Origin of the sequence: uncultured Pluralibacter sp., from assembly GCF_913775985.1 — a bacterium.
In the GTDB taxonomy this organism is placed as follows: Bacteria; Pseudomonadota; Gammaproteobacteria; order Enterobacterales; family Enterobacteriaceae; genus Pluralibacter.
Genome location: NZ_CAJYMB010000059.1, coordinates 41,305 through 60,115, shown reverse-complemented (window position 1 = coordinate 60,115; position 18,811 = coordinate 41,305). Strand labels below are relative to the sequence as shown.

Annotated in this window: 16 protein-coding genes; 9 read left to right on the top strand and 7 right to left on the bottom strand. The window is 53.4% G+C overall.

All coding sequences use genetic code 11. The features are described from left to right. Positions 1–331 precede the first annotated feature (331 nt). The 4 genes from QZ766_RS07075 to QZ766_RS07060 all read left to right on the top strand — a co-directional run bounded on the left by QZ766_RS07075 (position 332) and on the right by QZ766_RS07060 (position 5,096). Positions 332–1,255, top strand: a complete 924-nt coding sequence (locus QZ766_RS07075; RefSeq protein ID WP_297199389.1) for a biotin/lipoyl-binding protein — start codon at positions 332–334, stop codon at positions 1,253–1,255. A gap of 14 nt (positions 1,256–1,269) precedes the next feature. Further along, on the top strand, positions 1,270–3,225 hold the full coding sequence (locus tag QZ766_RS07070; protein ID WP_297199387.1) for an FUSC family protein: 1,956 nt from the start codon (positions 1,270–1,272) through the stop codon (positions 3,223–3,225). A 29-nt stretch (positions 3,226–3,254) separates the two neighbouring features. Then, complete coding sequence (locus QZ766_RS07065) at positions 3,255–3,977, top strand: IclR family transcriptional regulator (RefSeq protein ID WP_297199384.1); 723 nt, start codon at positions 3,255–3,257, stop codon at positions 3,975–3,977. 174 nt (positions 3,978–4,151) lie between these two features. After that, positions 4,152–5,096, top strand: a complete 945-nt coding sequence (locus QZ766_RS07060) for a LysR family transcriptional regulator (RefSeq protein WP_297199381.1) — start codon at positions 4,152–4,154, stop codon at positions 5,094–5,096. Here QZ766_RS07060 and QZ766_RS07055 read toward each other — a convergent pair. Beyond that, positions 5,065–6,150: an ABC transporter substrate-binding protein gene (locus tag QZ766_RS07055; protein WP_297199379.1), complete on the bottom strand. Its 1,086-nt coding sequence runs from the start codon at positions 6,148–6,150 to the stop codon at positions 5,065–5,067. The genes QZ766_RS07060 and QZ766_RS07055 overlap by 32 nt on opposite strands. 222 nt (positions 6,151–6,372) lie before the next feature. Here QZ766_RS07055 and QZ766_RS07050 point away from each other — a divergent pair, with 222 nt between their 5' ends. Genes QZ766_RS07050 through QZ766_RS07040 form a run of 3 tightly spaced genes read left to right on the top strand, consistent with a single transcriptional unit; the run spans position 6,373 to position 10,493 of the window. Next, positions 6,373–7,941, top strand: a complete 1,569-nt coding sequence (locus tag QZ766_RS07050; protein WP_297199377.1) for an ABC transporter permease subunit — start codon at positions 6,373–6,375, stop codon at positions 7,939–7,941. Then, positions 7,938–8,681: an ABC transporter ATP-binding protein gene (locus QZ766_RS07045; RefSeq protein ID WP_297199373.1), complete on the top strand. Its 744-nt coding sequence runs from the start codon at positions 7,938–7,940 to the stop codon at positions 8,679–8,681. The genes QZ766_RS07050 and QZ766_RS07045 overlap by 4 nt, the downstream gene beginning before the upstream one ends. Positions 8,682–8,705: 24 nt before the next feature. After that, on the top strand, positions 8,706–10,493 hold the full coding sequence (locus tag QZ766_RS07040) for an aryl-sulfate sulfotransferase (protein WP_297199370.1): 1,788 nt from the start codon (positions 8,706–8,708) through the stop codon (positions 10,491–10,493). 498 nt (positions 10,494–10,991) lie between these two features. On the opposite strand, the gene yajD is transcribed toward QZ766_RS07040, so the two are convergent. Further along, on the bottom strand, positions 10,992–11,339 hold the full coding sequence (gene yajD, locus QZ766_RS07035; protein ID WP_275046650.1) for an HNH nuclease YajD: 348 nt from the start codon (positions 11,337–11,339) through the stop codon (positions 10,992–10,994). Positions 11,340–11,540: 201 nt separating this feature from the next. Here yajD and QZ766_RS07030 point away from each other — a divergent pair, with 201 nt between their 5' ends. Continuing rightward, on the top strand, positions 11,541–12,017 hold the full coding sequence (locus QZ766_RS07030) for a cold-shock protein (RefSeq protein WP_297199360.1): 477 nt from the start codon (positions 11,541–11,543) through the stop codon (positions 12,015–12,017). 154 nt (positions 12,018–12,171) lie between these two features. On the opposite strand, the gene QZ766_RS07025 is transcribed toward QZ766_RS07030, so the two are convergent. From QZ766_RS07025 to QZ766_RS07005, 5 genes are all read right to left on the bottom strand, one after another. Next, positions 12,172–12,945 (bottom strand): ankyrin repeat domain-containing protein, encoded by a 774-nt coding sequence (locus QZ766_RS07025; RefSeq protein WP_297199357.1) that lies wholly within the window; start codon positions 12,943–12,945, stop codon positions 12,172–12,174. A gap of 144 nt (positions 12,946–13,089) precedes the next feature. Beyond that, entirely contained in the window at positions 13,090–13,863 is a 774-nt protein-coding gene (locus QZ766_RS07020; protein WP_297199354.1) for an ankyrin repeat domain-containing protein, read from the bottom strand. Further along, positions 13,860–15,341, bottom strand: coding sequence for a phospholipase (locus QZ766_RS07015; protein WP_297199351.1), 1,482 nt, complete (start codon positions 15,339–15,341; stop codon positions 13,860–13,862). Before QZ766_RS07015 ends, QZ766_RS07020 begins: the two co-directional genes overlap by 4 nt. A gap of 179 nt (positions 15,342–15,520) precedes the next feature. Next, a complete protein-coding gene (locus QZ766_RS07010; protein ID WP_297199348.1) occupies positions 15,521–15,976 on the bottom strand; it encodes a lysozyme inhibitor LprI family protein in 456 nt (151 codons plus the stop codon). Further along, a complete protein-coding gene (locus tag QZ766_RS07005; protein ID WP_297199345.1) occupies positions 15,973–16,893 on the bottom strand; it encodes a peptidoglycan-binding protein in 921 nt (306 codons plus the stop codon). The genes QZ766_RS07010 and QZ766_RS07005 overlap by 4 nt, the downstream gene beginning before the upstream one ends. A gap of 691 nt (positions 16,894–17,584) precedes the next feature. On the opposite strand from QZ766_RS07005, the gene QZ766_RS07000 reads away from it, so the two are divergent. Continuing rightward, on the top strand, positions 17,585–18,721 hold the full coding sequence (locus QZ766_RS07000; protein WP_297199342.1) for a GlxA family transcriptional regulator: 1,137 nt from the start codon (positions 17,585–17,587) through the stop codon (positions 18,719–18,721). Positions 18,722–18,811: the final 90 nt, after the last annotated feature.

The following is an 18,811-nucleotide window of genomic DNA, read 5'->3' as shown; positions in this document are numbered from 1 at the left end:
TGTTATTTCAATGACAAGTAACCCTCTGAAATAACTTGTTTTTTAAATTGCAATATTTTATGAGCATAAAATGCCAATGTGATTTTTTAATAATCGTGCATCATTCGGTCAACTGTCCGCATTGTGGAATGCATCGCATGTACGAGAGAACATTTTTAGATCTGTTATGGAGTCCTATGGTTTATTGGTGCCTGTTGTCATTTTTGATAACTGCACTGGTCAATAAACTGTTGATCCGTTTTTTGCCGGAATTCCTTTCAAGTATGGAGATGGTTTTAAATATCCTGGTGTTTTTTATTACGTTACTGATACTTGTTACGGAGAATTTTAAATGAAGGCGAAATGGTATTTTAGAGTCATCCTGCACATTCTTATTATAATGGCGCTGCTGACGATTGGGGTAATGATATGGGATAAATATATGTATACGCCCTGGACAAGGAATGCGCGTGTCAGAGCCGAAGTTATAAATATCTCGCCTGATGTGTCAGGATGGCTAACCTCTGTTGAGGCTAAGAACTCTGAAATAGTAAAAAAAGGCAGCGTTTTATTTACCATTGATAAGGAAAGATATACCAACGTGTATGAGCAGGCGATGGCGGACGAGGAGCGGGCCAAAATAGTCTGGCAAAGGGCGCAACGAAATGCTAATCGCAGAGCGGGGTTGACCAACGCATTAAGCTCGGAGGATATCGATAACTCAAGACTTGATGCGGCATCAGCTTTGGCAGATTATCAGCTGGCGAAAGCTAAAACCCGTGCAGCGTTAATTGATTTAAACAGAACAGTCTACTATGCACCGGAGGATGGAAAAATTACCAACCTCGATCTGGCGAAAGGTGATTATGTCAACAAAGGTATCAATAAATTAGCTCTGACGGTTAACTCCAGTTATTATATCACCGGATATTTTGAGGAAACGAAACTGCAAAATATCAAAGTCGGCGAGCCGGTAGATATTTGGCTGATGTCAGGTCAGATTTACCTGAAAGGCCACGTATCGTCTATCGATGCCGGTATCTCTAACGAAAATATTACCGCCGGGAATCAGATGCTTCCTGATGTTGAAGCCGGATACAGCTGGATCCGCCTGGCGGAAAGGATACCGGTGAATATTACTATTGATTCAATTCCAAACGACATAAACCTGTCATCGGGTATGACTGCCACGATTAAAGTGAGAAAAGAGGGCAGTGATACTAAATCAAGTGGCGTCAGAGCGATATTGACTGACTTACTCTCTGTTTTAGAGTAGGTGTGGTAATCATTATGAGAGACATTATCGCTGTATTTTCACTGACCAACAAAAATGCCGTAAAACTGGGTATTAAAGTCAGTATTTCAGTCTGGGGCGGGCTGATTATCGCGCTATTGATGAATTTTGAACATCCGGTGTGGGTAATGATAACCGGCGTGATCTCATTTTTTGGCAATGATAATGGCCAGGTGCTCAAGAAGTGTTTAGCGCAGCTTCTGGCGACCGTGTCAGGAGGAGTTATAGGCTTAGTGGTCATGGCCTTTACCATGGACAGCCCGCTGGCCGCGGTTATTTGTACGGCTATAATCATCTTTATTCTGTCGGGCGTAGCGACGAATACCCGCGATATGAACGTAACCTTCCTGTTCGCTTTTAGCTCTGTGACGTTATGTATCATGACGTTGATACCCGTTATCTCAGGCGGGACCGGGGAAGCGTTAATTACTGTTTTTGTCGACAGGATTGGCACCGTAGTTTTCGGTGTTCTGTGGGTTGCACTGGTCTGTTCACTGGTGTTTCCCGTATCATCTAAAAATATTATGCAGTTCGAGTTAAATAACCTGAAGGCTTTTTTCGCGGATTTAATCCAAGCCCATAACTTTAGCGATGCGGCTTTTACTGAGTTGAATAAAAAAATCTCGTTTATTCACGATCTGGCAAATAATAGCGAGTGGGAAAGCTCATACTCCAGAAAGTACTGTAATTATGCGCGTGAGATTTGCAACCGTATCGCCGAGCTGTTCATGATGCTGAAGATTGTTTCCGAAAATGCGCCGGCGTTGCTGTCAGAAATTTCGGACTTCTATCATCATCAAGTATCCAACAACGGAAGGGCCAACGCTGATTTTGATATTGAGCAATACCAGCAGTGTGGCGCGAATTATGCTGTGGGTAATGAGGATGCGCATCGCCAGGACGAATATGCCTTTTATTATAGCCATTTCTTAAGTGCTCTCGTAAAAATAAATGAATTGACTGATATCTACAGAAAGAAAGTCAAGAAAACCCACTATCCCTCTTTAAAATATAAATTCCTCAAGCCGTTTGATTTTTCCAACTTTTACAGGAACGGAGCCAGAACGGCCTTGCTGTTTTTGGTCACTTATTACATCTGGTATGTCTCTTCCTGGCCTGAAATGTTTTTGATGTGTATTGTACCCGTGGTATTCAGCGTGATGTTTAGTCGGCTTCCGCATCCGGAAGTGATTACCGGGATGGCTGTGCGGGGGCTGATAATCGCTGTCGTGCTTGGTTCGCTTATCTATATCATCACCGCGCAGCTCCCGGGTGCTATCGAGATTTATATATTGATTGCCGGGGTGCCTGTCTTCTTTGGCTTTATGGGGTTATCCAGTCTGAAAACCCTTGCGTATTCGATAGGATTTAATATCGGCTATATGGTTACGGTTCTTCCTGAAAATAATTTTGATTATACCGCTGATATCCCTTTCCTGGTGCTGAGGGGAACGTCGGTCCTCATTGGAGCATTTATACTCAGGATCCTCTTTAAGCTGATACCCGTTGTTCCTAAAATTAATCATGACAGCGATTTAAAAAATACGGTTGCTTACTTTGTTAACAACATCATCAAGGTGAAAAACTTCCGAAGCGATCGCGATGGCTCTGAGAACTATAAGGCTCTTACAGATGCTTTTCATTCGGCGAATGCAGCGTATACCAGCACTGTTCCAACAATGATCCTCTCGTTATCCATGGTGAATGATTTAGTCAATAATGCTGAAGCGCGCGTTAATCTTTTTTATAAAATTATTACGGGTGATAAACCCACGCTGCGTCATGCTAAACCAGACAGTAAAAAAATATTCCCGGTAACTTCAGAAGTGGATAGTACAGCGCAGTTTATACGCTATTACGTTCGAAAGTATGACGTTGAATATGACTTTGCTATCAGGTATAGTGATATTTTAAGAAGCATTATTAATAGATATTTAAAAGTTGTTAGTTAAGATGCTTATGGCGCGTGTGGGAGTCAATAATGGAAAGAGACAGCAGTATTAAAGTTATTATTAAAGCCATTGATATACTGAAAATGCTCAGTAAGAATATAAATGGCCTTTTACTGGCTGAAATATCACAGAATTTGAATCTGCCGAGAACCACGGTTCATCGAATTATATCGACGCTGGAATCTCAGGGTTTTATTTCCCATGTTAACGGCAAGCTCAAGCTGGGAAATGGTTTTTTCCTGATGCTGCAAAATACAAACATGACCGCGCTGTCTTATTTTAATCCCTTTTTAAAAGAGCTCTCTTCAACCGTTAAAGAGTCGGTGTCATTAAGCACGCTGCATCAAAATAAGCTTCACGTCATTGATTGTATTATTTACGAAAAGGATTTGAGAGTCTCTTTTCCGGTTGGCCTGGAGTCGCCATGCTACGCAACGGCGGCGGGAAAAATGCTGCTGTCAGATTTATCAGACGATTTTCTTGAACTTGCCGTGCCGCAACAAACAGTAAACAGTGAAGGGGAGAGTATCGATCGCGCTTCTCTTATCGAAGATGTGAAAGCCGCCCGCGAGAATGGATTCAGCATTGATGAAAACATTTATATTGCAGGTGTTACCTCTTTTTCGGTTTTGATTAAAACGGCGTTTGGCGTCTATTCAATAACGGTACTGGCGCCGTCAGTCAGGGTTCAGAACGAGCGGGATGCAATATTAAAAAATCTCGTTTTGATCAAAGAGAAGATGGAAAAGTAGTTGTAACAGCTTGAAAAAGTGAATCGCATTCTGATTAACGTGCAGGCGTAAATATCGTCGCGCTTGCCCGACCAATCCTCGTTCCTCTTCATTCGCGCCGCACTTCCCTAATATTGCGCCCGCAGCCGTTCATCCAGTAATGTGACTTTATTACAGTGAGGATGATGCAAACCTATGCACCTGGACTTTCGGCAACTGCGCAACTTTGTTGCGCTGGTAGAATACGGCAGCTTTAACCGCGCGGCGGAAGCAGTGTGCCTGTCGCAGTCGGCGTTCAGCCGCAGCATTCAGGCGCTCGAACAGAGCGTCGGGCATCCGCTGTTTGACCGCCAGAGCAAGCTGCCGGTGCTGACCCTGCACGGGCATACGCTGCTGCCCTACGCGCGGCGCTTTCAGGCGCTGAACCTGGAACTGAGCGGCCAGCTGCGGGAGGCGGACGAAGCCCAGCGCGGCGAGCTGGCTTTCGGCTGCGGCCAGGCCCCGGGCTTTCGCCTGATCCCGGCGGCGGTGGGCGAGTTTAACCGCGGCCTGCCGCAGGCCCGGGTGCGTTTTCATATTGATAACTGGCACGCCCTGCATCACGCCCTGACCATTCGCCAGTACCCGTTCGTGGTGGCCGACAGCTGGCAGGCGGAGCTGGATCCGCAACTGCGGGTTCAGCCGCTCAGCGCCCAGCCCTGCTTTTTTATCTGCCACGCGGATCATCCCCTGGCGCAGCAGGGGCCGGTATCGATTCAGGCAATGCTGCGCTATCCCTTCGCGGCGCCCTATCTGCCGCCCGGCGTGCGCAAAGTGCTCGCCACCCTCAGCCAGCAGCAGGACTTTATCCCGGCTATCCAGTGCGACCACATCTACGCGCTGCTGTCGACCCTGGCGCACACCGATGCCATCAGTTTCGCCAGCGAGGACGGCTTCGCCCTGTGCCAGCACAGCCACCGTCTGGTCAAGCTGGCGCTGACCGATGAGCCGGAAGAGTGGCGGCTGATGCAGACCCGTTTCGCCATTATCTCGCCGGTACACGCGATGATGCCGCAGCTGGCGCAGAAAATGATCGACATTATTCTGCACCTCGACGGCCTGCACGCCCTCAGTGGGATGCCGCCGGAGCAGGGGAGGTAGCCGCCTTTCCGGCGCTGTCGTACTGCGGCCAGAGATGTTCGTACGGCTGGGCTTTCAGGGCCTGTTCGACAAAGGTGCCGTCCGCCCACTGCCTGACGTCAAAACCGTCGCGAATAAGGCCGCTCGCTTTGGCCTGTTCAACGCTGTGGCTGAAGCTGTCGATCAGGAACGCGTCAACGCGCGGCGAGTTATCGAAGTTGAGATCCTGCGGCGCCAGCCCTTCAAGCAGCAGTTCCCGGGGAAGCTGGCTCTGGCGGGCCATCTCAGTTGCCCAGGCGTCGCGACGGGCCGGATCGCTGATTTCAGCGGCGTTTCTGACCAGTACCGCGATAATTTGCCGTGTGGCCTGCGGCCAGGTGTTGATGAATTCGCTCGTGCCGAGAAATCCGGCCTGGGTGGTGTTCTGGCGTCCGGAATCGCCGCTTTTGGCCACGACCGCAATTTTATCCCCGCGCAGGGCCAGCAGCGAGACGCCGCCCCACACCGCGTCGATACGGCCCGCCGCCAGGGCCGCTTTTCCCGCATTCCAGTCCAGATTAATCACCCGCACTGCGCGCTCGTTAAGCCCCACCGACTGCAGGGCGCGGTCAAACGCCAGCTGATCCGCCGTGCCGCGGTATACCGCCACCCGCTTGCCCTTCAGATCCGCCAGCGTCTTGATGCCCGATGCCCGGGTGGCGGCCAGATAAGATTCCGACCCCCGGCTGCCCAGCAGCAGGCGCGTCGAAAGCCCGCTGGCCCTGCCGATAATCGCCGCCAGATCGCCAAGATAGACAAAATCCAGCTGCCGGTTGGCCAGCGCCTCATTCACCGCAGGGCCTGCGCCCTTAAAGAACTGCCACTTTATTTCCACACCCTGAGGTTTGAATGCCGCCTCCAGCTGGTGGCGCATAAAGGCCATTCCCACCGGCCCGGCAATAAACGGCTGGCTGCCCGCGCTCTGATCCGGCACGCCGATGCGGATGGTGCGCAGGGCGTCGGCATGAACGCTGGCTGCCAGCGCCGCGACGGCTATCAGCCCGGCCAACAGGCGTTTAAAAATGAGTTTCAACATAACTGACTGCTCCACTGAGTTTTTTCCTCACCCTAATCAGCGTCCGGACCGGCTGTTAAATGCTTTTATTGGCGAAGCAAAATTGAAAAAAAGCTAAATCAGAGCCCGCAGCCGCAGCGGGCCCGAATGCATTTTCTGCATCGGGATTATTCCTCCAACGCAATGGCGGCGAGGGCAAAGGCGGGGTTTGATAGCGACACAGTTCCCCGAATGTGAGCCGCTATGTCGCAGACGATTTTGAATATGCCCCTTTCGCCCAGGCCCCGACGGCCGCTTTACGGCTGGCCGTGGCTGCTGCCCTCGCTGCTGCTGGTGCTGTGGTACATCGCCGCCCGCGCCGGGTGGATGCCGGCGCAAATCCTGCCGGCGCCGTCCCGGGTGGCGCGCACCGCACTCTCCCTGCTTCACGGCGATCTGATCGATCAGTGGCTGTACAGCCTCGGGCACCTGCTGCCGGGTTTGCTGCTGGGAGCAACCGCCGGCACGCTGCTCGGCGCGCTGTTCGGCCTGATGCCGGGCGCCGCCCGGCGGGCAGAGCCGCTGTTTTACGCGCTGGCGCAGATCCCAACCCTGGGCTGGATCCCGCTGTTTATGGTGATTTTCGGCATTGATGACGGCCTGAAGCTGGCGGTTATTGTCAAAACTACTCTCGTACCGGTCACGCTTAATACCCAGCTGGCGGTGGCCAGCGTGCCGCCCGCGCTGGGCGAGGTGGGGCAGGTGATGCGCTTCTCCCGCTGGCAGCGGCTGCGCTGGCTGACCATTCCCGCGGGCCTGCCGCACTGGTTTACCGGCCTGCGGCTGGCGCTGTCCCAGGCGTGGGTGTCGCTGATCGTGGTCGAGCTGCTGGCTTCCTCGCAGGGGATTGGCTACCTGATGGTCTGGGGCCGCCAGCTGTTCCAGCTGGATATTGTCTTCGTCACCATTGCGGTAGTGGGCGTCAGCGGCATGGTGATGGAGTGGGCCGCCGGTCAGGCGTATTCCCGGCTGGTTTACTGGCCACAGCCCGTCGCCGGACGGCTGCCCGCGCTAGCGCGTGCCGGCTGGCAGGGGCTGGTGCTGCCGGCACTGCTGCTGGGGCTGTGGCAGCTCGCCAGCTATCGGGGCTGGATCGACCCGGCGCTGTTCTCCTCCCCGCTGGCGGTAGCCCGGCGCACCGTCGACGGCGTAATGAGCGGCGAGCTGACCGTCGCCATGCTGGCGAGCCTGGGGCGAACCGCCGTTGGCGGCGCGGCGGGCATTATCGCCGGCCTGATCGGCGGCCTGCTGCTGGCCCTGCGGCCCCGCGCCGGGCAGATCTTCACGCCGACGCTCAACGTGCTGCGCCACATTGCGCTGTTTGCCTGGCTGCCGCTGCTCACCGCGTGGGTCGGCAACGACAGCGGCGGCAAGATAGTGTTTATCGCCCTCGCGGCCTGGTTCCCGATGTTTTTCAGCACGCTGCAGGCGGTTCACCAGCGCAGCCCGCAGCTTGATGAAGTCGCCAGCGTGCTGCGCCTGCGCGGCCTGACGCGGCTGCGCAGGCTTATTCTGCCCGGGGCCGCGCCGGGCATTTTTGCCGGGCTGCGGCTGGCGCTGATTTACGCGTGGCTGGGCAATATCGGCGCGGAATATTTTATGGCCTCCGGGACGGGGATCGGCAGCCTGATGATCAACGCCCAGCAGCTGCTGGATATGCCCACCATTCTGTGCGGGATGGTGCTGGTCGGCATCACCGGTGCCGCGCTGGATAAGGCCGGACGTTTACTGGAAATCCGCGCCACCCGCTGGCGCTATCAGGAGCCATCATGATCTCTTCCCCACGGGTCTCTTTTCAGCAGGTGCGTAAAACCTGGCAGCAGGTGACGGCCCTGCAAAATTTCAGTCTGGATATTGCCACCGGCGAGCTGGTGGCGCTGGTGGGCAGCAGCGGATGCGGTAAATCGACGCTGCTGCGGATGCTCGCCGGCCTGGAGTCGCCCACCCGCGGCGAGATTTTGATCAACGGCGAGCCGGTGACCGGCGTGGGCCAGGCCAGCGGCATGGTCTTTCAGGAGCCGCGTCTGTTTCCGTGGCTCAGGGTTATCGACAACGTGATTCTTGGGCTGGCCAATTCGCCCCTCGGCCGGGCGGAGAAGCGCCAGCGGGCGCGGTCGATGCTGGATCGCGTACAGCTGGCGGGCTTTGCCGACGCGCTGCCCGCGCAGCTCTCCGGCGGCATGGCCCAGCGGGTGGCGATTGCCCGAAGCCTCGTCGCCCGCCCGCAAATCCTGATGCTGGACGAGCCCTTCGGCGCGCTGGACGCCCTGACGCGCCATACCCTGCAGCAGGCGCTGCTGCACATTCACCAGCATGAGGGCACCACCACCCTGCTGGTGACCCACGATGTCGAAGAGGCGGTGGCGCTGGCCGACCGGGTGGTGGTGCTCTCACCGCGGCCCGGGCAGATACGCGACGTGGTGAGCCTCGCGCTTCCCCATCCGCGCCAGCGCGACGATGCCGCATTTACCGCGGCCTGCCGCCACATTCGCGACCTGATTACCACATTCTGATTCTTTCATTACAGGAGCAATACGATGGGACATCCTTCCGTCTATCCAACCGGCACCACGCTTTACGATCCCGCGCGCGCGTGGAGCGGTTACACCCTTTTTCAGGCCGTGGAGCGCGGCGCCGTGCTGGTCGACATGAACGGCAATGTTGTGCGCGAATGGCCCGAACTGCACGGCTTTCCCAATAAAATATTGCCCGGCGGATCGATCCTCGGCCACAGCGGCCAGCGGGATCCGCGCTACGGCATGCAGGACATGCTCGACCTGATTCAGGTGGACTGGGAGGGCAACGTGACCTGGAAATTTGACCGCTACGAGCAGGTCAGCGATCCGGGATACGAAACCCGCTGGATGGCCCGCGCGCACCACGATTACCAGCGCGCCGGTAACCCGGTGGGCTACTATGCCCCGGGCCTTGAACCGCAGGTGGAGGGCGGCAATACGCTGATCCTCGCCCACGCGAATCTGGTTAACGAGGCCATCTCCGACAAGCTGCTGCTGGACGACACCATTATTGAAGTCGACTGGCAGGGCAACGTGGTGTGGGAGTGGCGCTGCAGCGATCATTTCCACGAACTCGGTTTTGACGACGCGGCCCGCACGGCGCTGCACAACAACCCCAACCTGCGCGCCAGCGGCGGCGGCATGGGCGACTGGATGCACATCAATTCGATGTCGGCGCTCGGGCCCAATAAATGGTACGACGCCGGCGACCAGCGCTTCCATCCCGATAACATTATCTGGGACGCGCGCGAGTCGAACATCATCGCCATTATCGACAAGCGCAGCGGCAACATCGTCTGGCAGCTGGGCCCGGACTACAGCAAGCCGGAGCTAAAACACATCGGTTGGATCATCGGCCAGCATCACGCGCACATGATCCCCCAGGGCCTGCCCGGCGCGGGCAATATTCTGATTTTCGATAACGGCGGCTGGGCCGGCTACGGCGCGCCCAATCCGGCATCCCCGGACGGGGTGAAAAACGCCTGGCGGGATTATTCGCGGATCCTGGAGATCAACCCGCTGACCCTCGATATTGAGTGGCGCTATTCGCCTTACGAGGCCAACGTGCCGCAGCCCACTGACTCCTATCGCTTTTACAGCCCCTATATCAGCAACGCCCAGCGGCTGGAGAACGGCAACACCCTGATTAACGAAGGTTCGAACGGCCGCGTGTTTGAGGTCACCCGGGATCACGAGATCGTCTGGGAGTATATTTCCCCGTTCTGGGGCGCGTCGCTCAACACCAATTTGGTGTACCGCGCCTACCGCGTTCCCTATGGCTGGATCCCCCAGCTGCCGCAGCCGCAGGAGACGCCGGTCGTGCCGGTGGACGTGCGGACCCTGCGCCAGCCCGGCGCCGCGCCTTTGGCCCCGGCGCAGAGCGTGGTGCGGGTGGCGGGGGTGCAGCCCTACGCCGTCAGCCTCGATGCGCTGTGCGTGGCCACCGACAATGACACCCTGCTGCGCAGTCCGAAGCTGTTTCGGGTAGCGGAGAGCGGCTTTCGCACCCTGAGCAAGGAGGGCGAGCTGGTCAGCGAGCGTCCGATCCTGCTGTTCGTGGGGGCGGAGCGCTGCATACACTGCCGCAGACTCTGGCAGCAGCTGTCGCTTGACGAGATTAGCGCCAGAACGGCGGAACTCGACACCCGCTATCTCGATGCGGACCACAATCAGGAGCTGGCAACATCGCTCGGCGTACGCGGCCTGCCGGCGCTGCTGGTTATCGAAAACGCCCGTCCGGTCGCTCGCGCCTCGGTTGGGCAGAGCGTTGAAGAACTGGCGAAGTGGCTGGACGGGATTGGCGCATAGGCGCTGTATCAGGAAAAGGTGATGTTGGGCGGCCTGCGGGGAGGGCGGGCCGCTGAGACGAGACATGGGGTAAAGCTTGCCCCGTGTGGTATTAAGCGTTATCTGGAGAAGGGCGTTTGCCTCTGTCTGAATCTACGATCTCATTTTCTTTTGTTACGGCGATGTCGATTTATCAAATAAAGGACTGTCAATGACATGAGTGCTGAGAGGCATAACTTTATAAGCAGGCTTATAAATTCAAATTTGTTTAAGGCGTCTTCTCCATCACCGTGAATTTCGATGTTATTAATGATAGCCGTAATTAATTTATCCGGAAGGGTAGGTATTAAAATAGTTATTACCAGGATAAAATACAAAAGGTGACGAACGACTTTCATATGGTATTACCCCTGTTAAAGTGAAGGATGCTCTTTATATTAATTCTAAATTACACTGTAATGTCGCTCAGACTGAGCGACACCTTTAGCATTCCCTGTGCCGGGAAAAAAATAATTGCCGCTACTTCTTCTTATTCAGCATCGCCTTCAAATCGGCAAACGGGTTATAGGTCGCTTCGCCGACATCTTTCTGCGCATCTTCCCCGGCAACCACCCGGGTGCCGTACTGATCGGCTTCGGTGTATTTGGAGTGTTCGTGATCGTGACAGTACAGGCAAAGAAGTTCCCAGTTGCTGCCGTCTTCCGGATTGTTGGTGTGGTCGTGATCGATGTGGTGAACAGTCAGTTCGCGCAGGTTGGAATAGACAAACTCGCGCGAGCAGCGTCCGCAGACCCACGGATAAATCTTGAGGGCTTTTTCGCGGTAGCCGCTTTCAAGGCGGGCATAGTTTTTAGGGATCAGAGCCATGGTTGGTATTACCTGTTACGAAATGAGGAACGAGATAGCGCTAATATACCGCATAACCGCGTCCGGAGTGAGCCTGCACCTTAAGGTTTGTGGGCGCGCTCGCTACGCCAGCGCCCAAACGCATAGCCTTCTGCCGCGTTCTGCATTACACTCCCCCTGCAAAAAGCAATCTGTGCAATATTTAATCAAACGGTAAAAGCAATGAACGGTACGATCGTCACGTGGTTTCAGGAAAAAGGGTTTGGCTTCATCAAAGATGAAAACGGCGACAATCGCTATTTTCACGTCATCAAGGTCGCCAATCCCGATCTCATCAAGAAAGATGCTGCCGTGACCTTTGAACCCACTACCAACACCAAAGGCCTGTCGGCCTATGCGGTGAAGGTTATCCCCGAGAGCAAGTATCTCTACATCGCGGGCGAGCGCCTGAAGCTCACCGCCATCAAATCTTACGTGGTCTACAGCGAAGACGTTCCCGCCGATAGCCATATTGATAAAGAGAACACGGTGCTCTCCGTAGGGCTGCTGATGAACAGCATCAAGCCGAAGGCTTCCTCCGAGCCGCAAGCAACGCGCACGCTGAGAAAGCTGGCGGTAACCACTTTTCACGGCACGACGCATATTTTCACCGCCGACGAGATAGATATTGATGCGACGGTGAAGCTGCTGAAGGTGTGATTTAGCGAGGCCGCGAAACGGCGATGCTGCCTGCTTCTAAGCAGTTATTGAGCTGCGCATAAGCGAAAACCGACGGAGGACGTCGGTTTTTTGTTGTGCGGGATAGAAGGTTCACGGCATTACGTTCAATTTTCCCTAGCGTAAAAGCGCCGCGCTATTTTTTCACCGGCCGCGGCGGCCACTCGCCGCCGTTTTTGATTAACAGCGCTTTTATCAACGCCAGTTTTTTCCGATCGTCGCCGTCGCCAGTGCTTTGATCGAGATCGCGCTGCAGCTGATTGCCCATCGTCCAGCCGAGATTGCCTTTTATACTGCTGTCGGCCCCGCGCTGTAAAAGTAATATGACATGATCGTAGGACTGAGCATCCAGCGCGCTGATCAAAACGGTTTCTCCTAAAGCGTCTCTGACATTGATATCGGCACCGTAATCAAGGAGTGTTTTCAGGGTGTCCATATTTTTTGCAAATACGCTTTTAAATATAATGGCTTCATTGTGCCTCTTGTCTCTGGCATCTGGCGACAGACCGCCCTCTAACATAGCTTTAATCCATATAGCGTTATCATTTTTTACAGCAATCTCAGCCGGGCTTCCGGGAGTATTGGGTTGAGGCTGAAGTGGATCGGCCCCCGCTTGTACCAGATCGGTTATTATATGCGCCCTTACAGGAGGAACTTCATCACCCGAGGCCGCCATCATTGCCCAAAAAAGCAGCGTCATCTCGGCTTTTGCGGGTTTATTGAGTTCCTCTTTACGAATTAGAGGCAGTATTTTTAATAAATTTTTTTCGTCACCCTCGTATATGGCTTTGGCAATTTCAAGCTGTCTACCTTCGAAAAAATCTTCAGGTTCATAATCCATGTTCTTTTTGCAGCCAAAGAGAATAAAAATCACCATGATGATGACTACTTTAGTGATTGAACTACTCATACTTTAATCTCAGTGGCGGTGGAATTATCATCATTTCCTGGCGGCTATTGCTGTTGATTGAATTATAGTTGGAGTGAGTACTAAGTGCTTTTTATAAAATAGTTTTGTTCGTAGCGCCGGAGAGCTATGATCCCGGCGTGAACACTATTTTCTGACTGGTTTTGGTGGCCACTCACCGCCGTTTTTTATCAATAGTGTTTTGATGGTCTCGAGCTTTTTACGATCCTCGCTGTTGCCGATACCCTCATCAAGATCGCGCTGTAGCTGATTACCCATAGTCCAACCGAGGTTACCTGCAATACTGCTGTCGGCACCTCTTTGTAAAAGTAAAATAACGTGGTCATACGACTGAGCATACATTGCGTCAATTAATACGGTATCACCTAATGGATCCTGAATATTAATATTTGCACCATAATCAAGAACAGTTTTTAGTGTTTGAGTGTTTTTAGCCATAATACTTCTAAAAATTATAGGCTTATGATGTATTTTATCTCTCGAATCGGGAGATAATCCACCCTCTAACATAGCTTTTATCCATATATCCTTGTCGCTTTTCATCGCAAACTCGGCCGGACTCCCGGGGACCTTAGGTTGTGGCTGTAATGGGTCCGCTCCTGCCTGTATAAGGTCAGTTATTATATGTAGTCTGTTAGGAGTGGCATTATCGTTAAAAGTTGCCATCATAGACCAAAAAAGCAGCGTCATCTCTGCTTTAGCTGGTCTATTTAGCTCGTCCTTGCTGATTAAAGGAAGGCTTTTTCGTAGGTCTTCTTCATTACCATCATAGATCGCTTCAGCGATTTTAAGCTGCTTTCCTTCAAAAAAGTCACTTGGTTCATAATCCATATTTTTTTTGCACCCATGTAGAAAAAATGCCGATATAAGGATCACTGTTGCCAGTATGATACTCTTCATGTACGACTCCGTATGATGGCAATATCGTCATCCTTTTGATCTTCAATACATTGTATTGTCTGGTCTATACCATGTCTGTCGAGCATCGTACCGGTTCCGCCTGGAAGCGTGTGTTTTATACCTGCAGCGTCGGGGATCGCCATAGAAAGCTCCTCTTTAAATATTAGGCTAGTTATGTCGCCTTTAGCTTTAATGACGTCATCAATAGTGTTACCTTCCTGTATTTTTGTGAGAAGTTCGCCTTGTACGCGGTACGCCTGTATGTTATCCGTCGAGCCAATAATTTTTGCCCCGTACTTTTCTACAGTTCCTGAATTTAATCCGGCAGCATTGAATGTCCAGGCTGGTTTACCGCTTGATAATGATGCTGCTGACGCCATTCCACCACCTAATGAGTGACCAGAAATATCAATATTGGATGCTCTTTGTAGTCTTCTGCCAAGTAAAACAGCATTTTTATAATATGGAGAATCAGCGCCAATTCCTTGCGAAAAGTTGTTAGACCAATCATTGACGTTTTTTATTCTAGATAAATCACCTTTTATAAGTACATCATTTAATGTAGTACCAACTCCTTCTGTAAGTTCTGGTGCTCGAGATCCTCTAAAAACGAGAGTTGTGTTCATGTCATCTCCGAAAACAGCCTTCTCCGGTTGATAAATTCGAGCTAAAAAATCTGGATCGACCTGTCTATCAAAAAGCACATCTTTATCCAAATTCAAACTTTTTAACACCCCTTCGTCATTACTCACATCCCGCCACCCTTCAGGCACATTCGGCATCGGCTTCAGCGCATTCGTTATCTGACCATCGCCGTAAATATTCTGCGCAAGCTTTGCCTTTTCGACAGCAATATTATTTTCCGCCAGGCGCTTTGCCGCAATTTGTGCATCGGGATAAACGCTTCGTTCTCCGCGACCGATAAGATATTTCCGCTGCTGCCAGCGCTGAGCCTTAGTTAAATTCTCGGGTATTTCACTTTTCTGATTTACTGTTCCAGAAGCCGTTGTAGATATATCTTGTACAATTGATGGCTGTTGTTGTCTTTGAGCTGGAAAAATGGTGGGTCTTGCCCGATATCCATAATTTTCGACCATTTGTTCATAGCGGCGTATGATTCTGTCGATGGGATAGCCGGGACCCTGCTGTTGGTAGGGTTGGAGAGAACCTTTCTCGTCTGCGTAAAAAGGCCCTATCGTTGCCAGCTGGCCAGGAAAAGTTTCCACAGCGACGATCTCGCCCCGCTCTAAGGCACCAAATACTTTGCCACGTAAGTTTGAGCCTGTTCCTTTATGGCTCACCCCGGCGTTGAGCATGATTTTGTCACGCCCGGAAAATCCATAAAATAGCAAAATTAGCTCTCGTTCAGAGAGCGTGCTAAGGCGACTTATCGCAATTTGATGACTAACGATTCTTGGGAAATCATCGGGGTATAGGTTGTCATCGAAAACATATATCAACTTTAAATCCACATGCATGATTTAAATACACCTTTTTCCACAGGTACTGTTAGTTCTTATGTTAATAATTTGTAATAGCATGTGCCGTGTTTCTGGCGCAGTCAAGTCGGAAGCTCAATCGGCGATGTTGCCGTGTATTTAGCCAGGCAAAAAAAGGAGCCCGCAAAATCGCGCTGGAGCCGCTCAGCTTAAGACGTTCAATAATCCTCAAACGTCAAATCCGCCTTCACCCGCAGGATCTCCTGCTCGCGCTGCTGGTTCATGTTGATAACGCAGCCCGCCAGCGCGGCGCCGAGGCTTTTGGTCTCTGCGACGGGCGTTGTGGCGGCGCGGCAGTAGCTGTCGCGATATGTAAGCCACAGTCCCTGGCTCTCTTTGAATGCGCTAATCATTGCCGACTGCTGCGCTTTGCTCGCCATCCACCACGTCGAATTATCAAAGACCGTCAGTTCGCTAAGCTTGTTTTTATAGACTCGCTCAACGTCTTCGTCAGATTTCTCCCGGGCGTCCATCAGGCACTCGGCATTGAGATCGCCATACTGCTTCAGGCACGCGCCGACGGCGGGATTTAAGATGGCGCTGCGCGGCTCCTGCGCCGCGGCGGGCAGAGAGAGCAGCGCGAGGGTGGCCGCTACCAGGCATAACGTTCTCAATGCTGAAGTCTCCTCAGGCGGATACCGGTGCGTCGGGGATCGCTATTTTGTCCGGGATCGGTTTTTAAATAATTTGCCACATCGCGCCGGCTGCCGCCATTGGCGATAAGGCGCGACAGGGTGCCGGCGGTGTTATTTCCCTGAAAAAGGGTATCGATAAAAACCTCTTTAATGGCCGGATCAATGCTGTGCCAGGCGAGCGGCGAGGCCACGCTGCGCGTCTTGCGCTGATAGACGCCGCGGGAATAGTTAACGATGTCGCGGTAGGTCAGCTCAAACAGCCGTATTTGCTGGGCGTGGGTGATCTCACCCAACAGCGGGCCGTAAACCGCAACGAACTGCGCGGCCTGGCGGCCCTGCAGGCCAGCGGCTCTGGAGGCGAGGGCGGCCTTATATTCTTCAATGCCGGCTTCGCGCAGGGCGGCAAAAATTTGCCCCGGCGAGCGCATTTTCATGTCGTAGCCGCGCCCCAGCGTCACGCCGGAGTAGCTTCCGGGAAAGTGCAGTACCCGCGAGAAATAGGGCATGCGCGTCTGGCGAAAGGGCACCGCTGCGGTGAGGTAGTCAACGCCTTCCGCGTCGAAAGTTACCTGACCCTGAGAGACGACCAGCGGCCCGCCGGTTCGTGGCCGGCTGCGGTCCACCTGCGACGCCTGCGCCATTGCTGCGATAAAATGCGTATCCGTGGGCTGCACCAGCCCGTTGGGGGACATACGCAGCAGCCGCTGATACCACTGGATCGCCGCAGTGGTTTCAGGCCCGCAGCGGCCGTCTACCGGCACCTGTCGGCCGGTGGCGGCGCGATAGCCCGCGCCGTTAATCATTATTTGCATGGTTTTAACGTCATCGGCGGCATTAATTCCGCAGGCGCCGATGGTCCCTGTAATGCGATATACGTGCGGACCGTGATAAGCCATATCGCTTGCTCCCTGTTATTTATCCGGCGCCATCATAGGAATGAAAATATTGCGGCGAATAGCAAGAATATTCGCAAAATAAAACGTGAGTGGTTGGCTTAATATAAATACGTAAAGGGATATGTTTATAATGACAAATAACAGGATTAACTAACGTTATTATTTGTAATTGAGCGTTCCGAACGCGTTTATTCAGGTATCAGAAATAAAGTGTGGAGGAATAATTAATAGATACTGGAAATATAATCTGCCTGCTGTCTGACCCGGGCGAATGGGTGCCGTGCAGCAGCCGGTTTTTTCATGAAATGCGAAAAAATCGGCAATTGCGATCGGGCTCACATGGCGCGGCAGGCGCTGACCCCGATCCGCGCCTGTCGATTTCCGCTTAGCCGATGCTCCGCGCTAATGCAGCGCTGACGCAAAACAGTGCACTATTTGACCAAACTTACCTTTTTGCGATCGCCGTTAACTGCTCCGACATCTGACCAGTTGGCAGTAATTTTGCGCTAAATCTGCGTTATAACCGCGTCAATGTTGAATTTATGTTTTTTATTTGTTTCGTGACGGTAATAACTCTCTTAAACATCCAACTAATGGCACAGTAGTTGCTCATCTATTATCCACGGTGGGCAATGTCGTAAACAGGCCACTTTGACATATTCCGGTGCAACACAATTAGAGGTAAGCGCAGATGTCTGATACCAGCGTAGTCGCCCAGGGAAACACCGCTCCAGAGAAGGTTCGCAATGTCGGTTTTTTGTTACTCAATAATTTCACCATGATTGCGCTGGCCACCGCCGTGGAGCCGCTGCGCATGGCGAATCAGCTCAGCGGTCGGGAGCTGTATCACTGGTGTACCGTTACCGAAGGGGGCAAGCCGGCGGTCGCCAGTGACGGTATTGCCATCACCCCGGACGTTGCGATGGCCGACGCCGCCGGTCTGGACGTGCTGATCGTGGTGGGCGGGATCAACATTACCCGCAGCTACAGCGCCCGCCAGGTCAGCTGGCTGCAGAGCCTGGCGCGCAAAAAAATGCTGATCGGCGGCGTCTGTACCGGCCCCTATCTGCTGGCGGAGGCGGGCCTGCTCGACGGCTACCACTGCAGCGCCCACTGGGAGTGTATTGCCTCTATGCAGGAGGCCTACCCGAAAGTTATCTGTACCAATCAGCTGTTTGTTATCGAGCGCGACCGGATGACCAGCAGCGGCGGCACCGTACCGATGGACATGATGCTCACCATGATCCAGCGGGATTTCGGCTATCAGCTGACGGCGGGGATCTCCGAGATGTTTATTTGCGACAGGGTGCGCAACGAGTCCGACTATCAGCGGATTCCGCTGCGCCACGTGCTGGGAACCGCCCAGCCGAGCCTGGTGGAGGCGGTGTCGCTGATGGAGGCCAACATCGAAGAGTCTATCGAGCTCGACGAGCTGGCGGGCTACGTCGGCCTCTCGCGCCGCCAGCTGGAGCGCCTGTTTCAGAAGTATCTCCACTGCTCGCCGTCGCGCTACTACATGAAGCTGCGCCTGTTCCGGGCCCGCCAGCTGCTCAAGCAAACCTCGCGGTCGATTATCGAGATTGCGGTGGCCTGCGGCTTCGTTTCCACGCCGCACTTCAGCAAGTGCTACCGCGAGCACTTCGGCATTCCGCCCCGGGAAGAGCGCCGCGGCGTCAGCAGCCCGGTGCTGTCTCGCCGCGGGGTCAGCGAGTTTCCCGCCTTCGAACAGAGCGCCCGTCCGCCTGCCGAATCCCTCTCCATGCGCCTGCTCAGCGAAGCGCGCTATGAACCCACCTACGGCTCCGTGAGGCTCACCTCTGGCAACTGATGAACTGCTGTAAAATTTGACCACCGCTGCCGGCCATTTCGCCGGCAGCGGTCGTTTCAGGCCCCACAAAATGTGCCCCGCAGCGCTGGC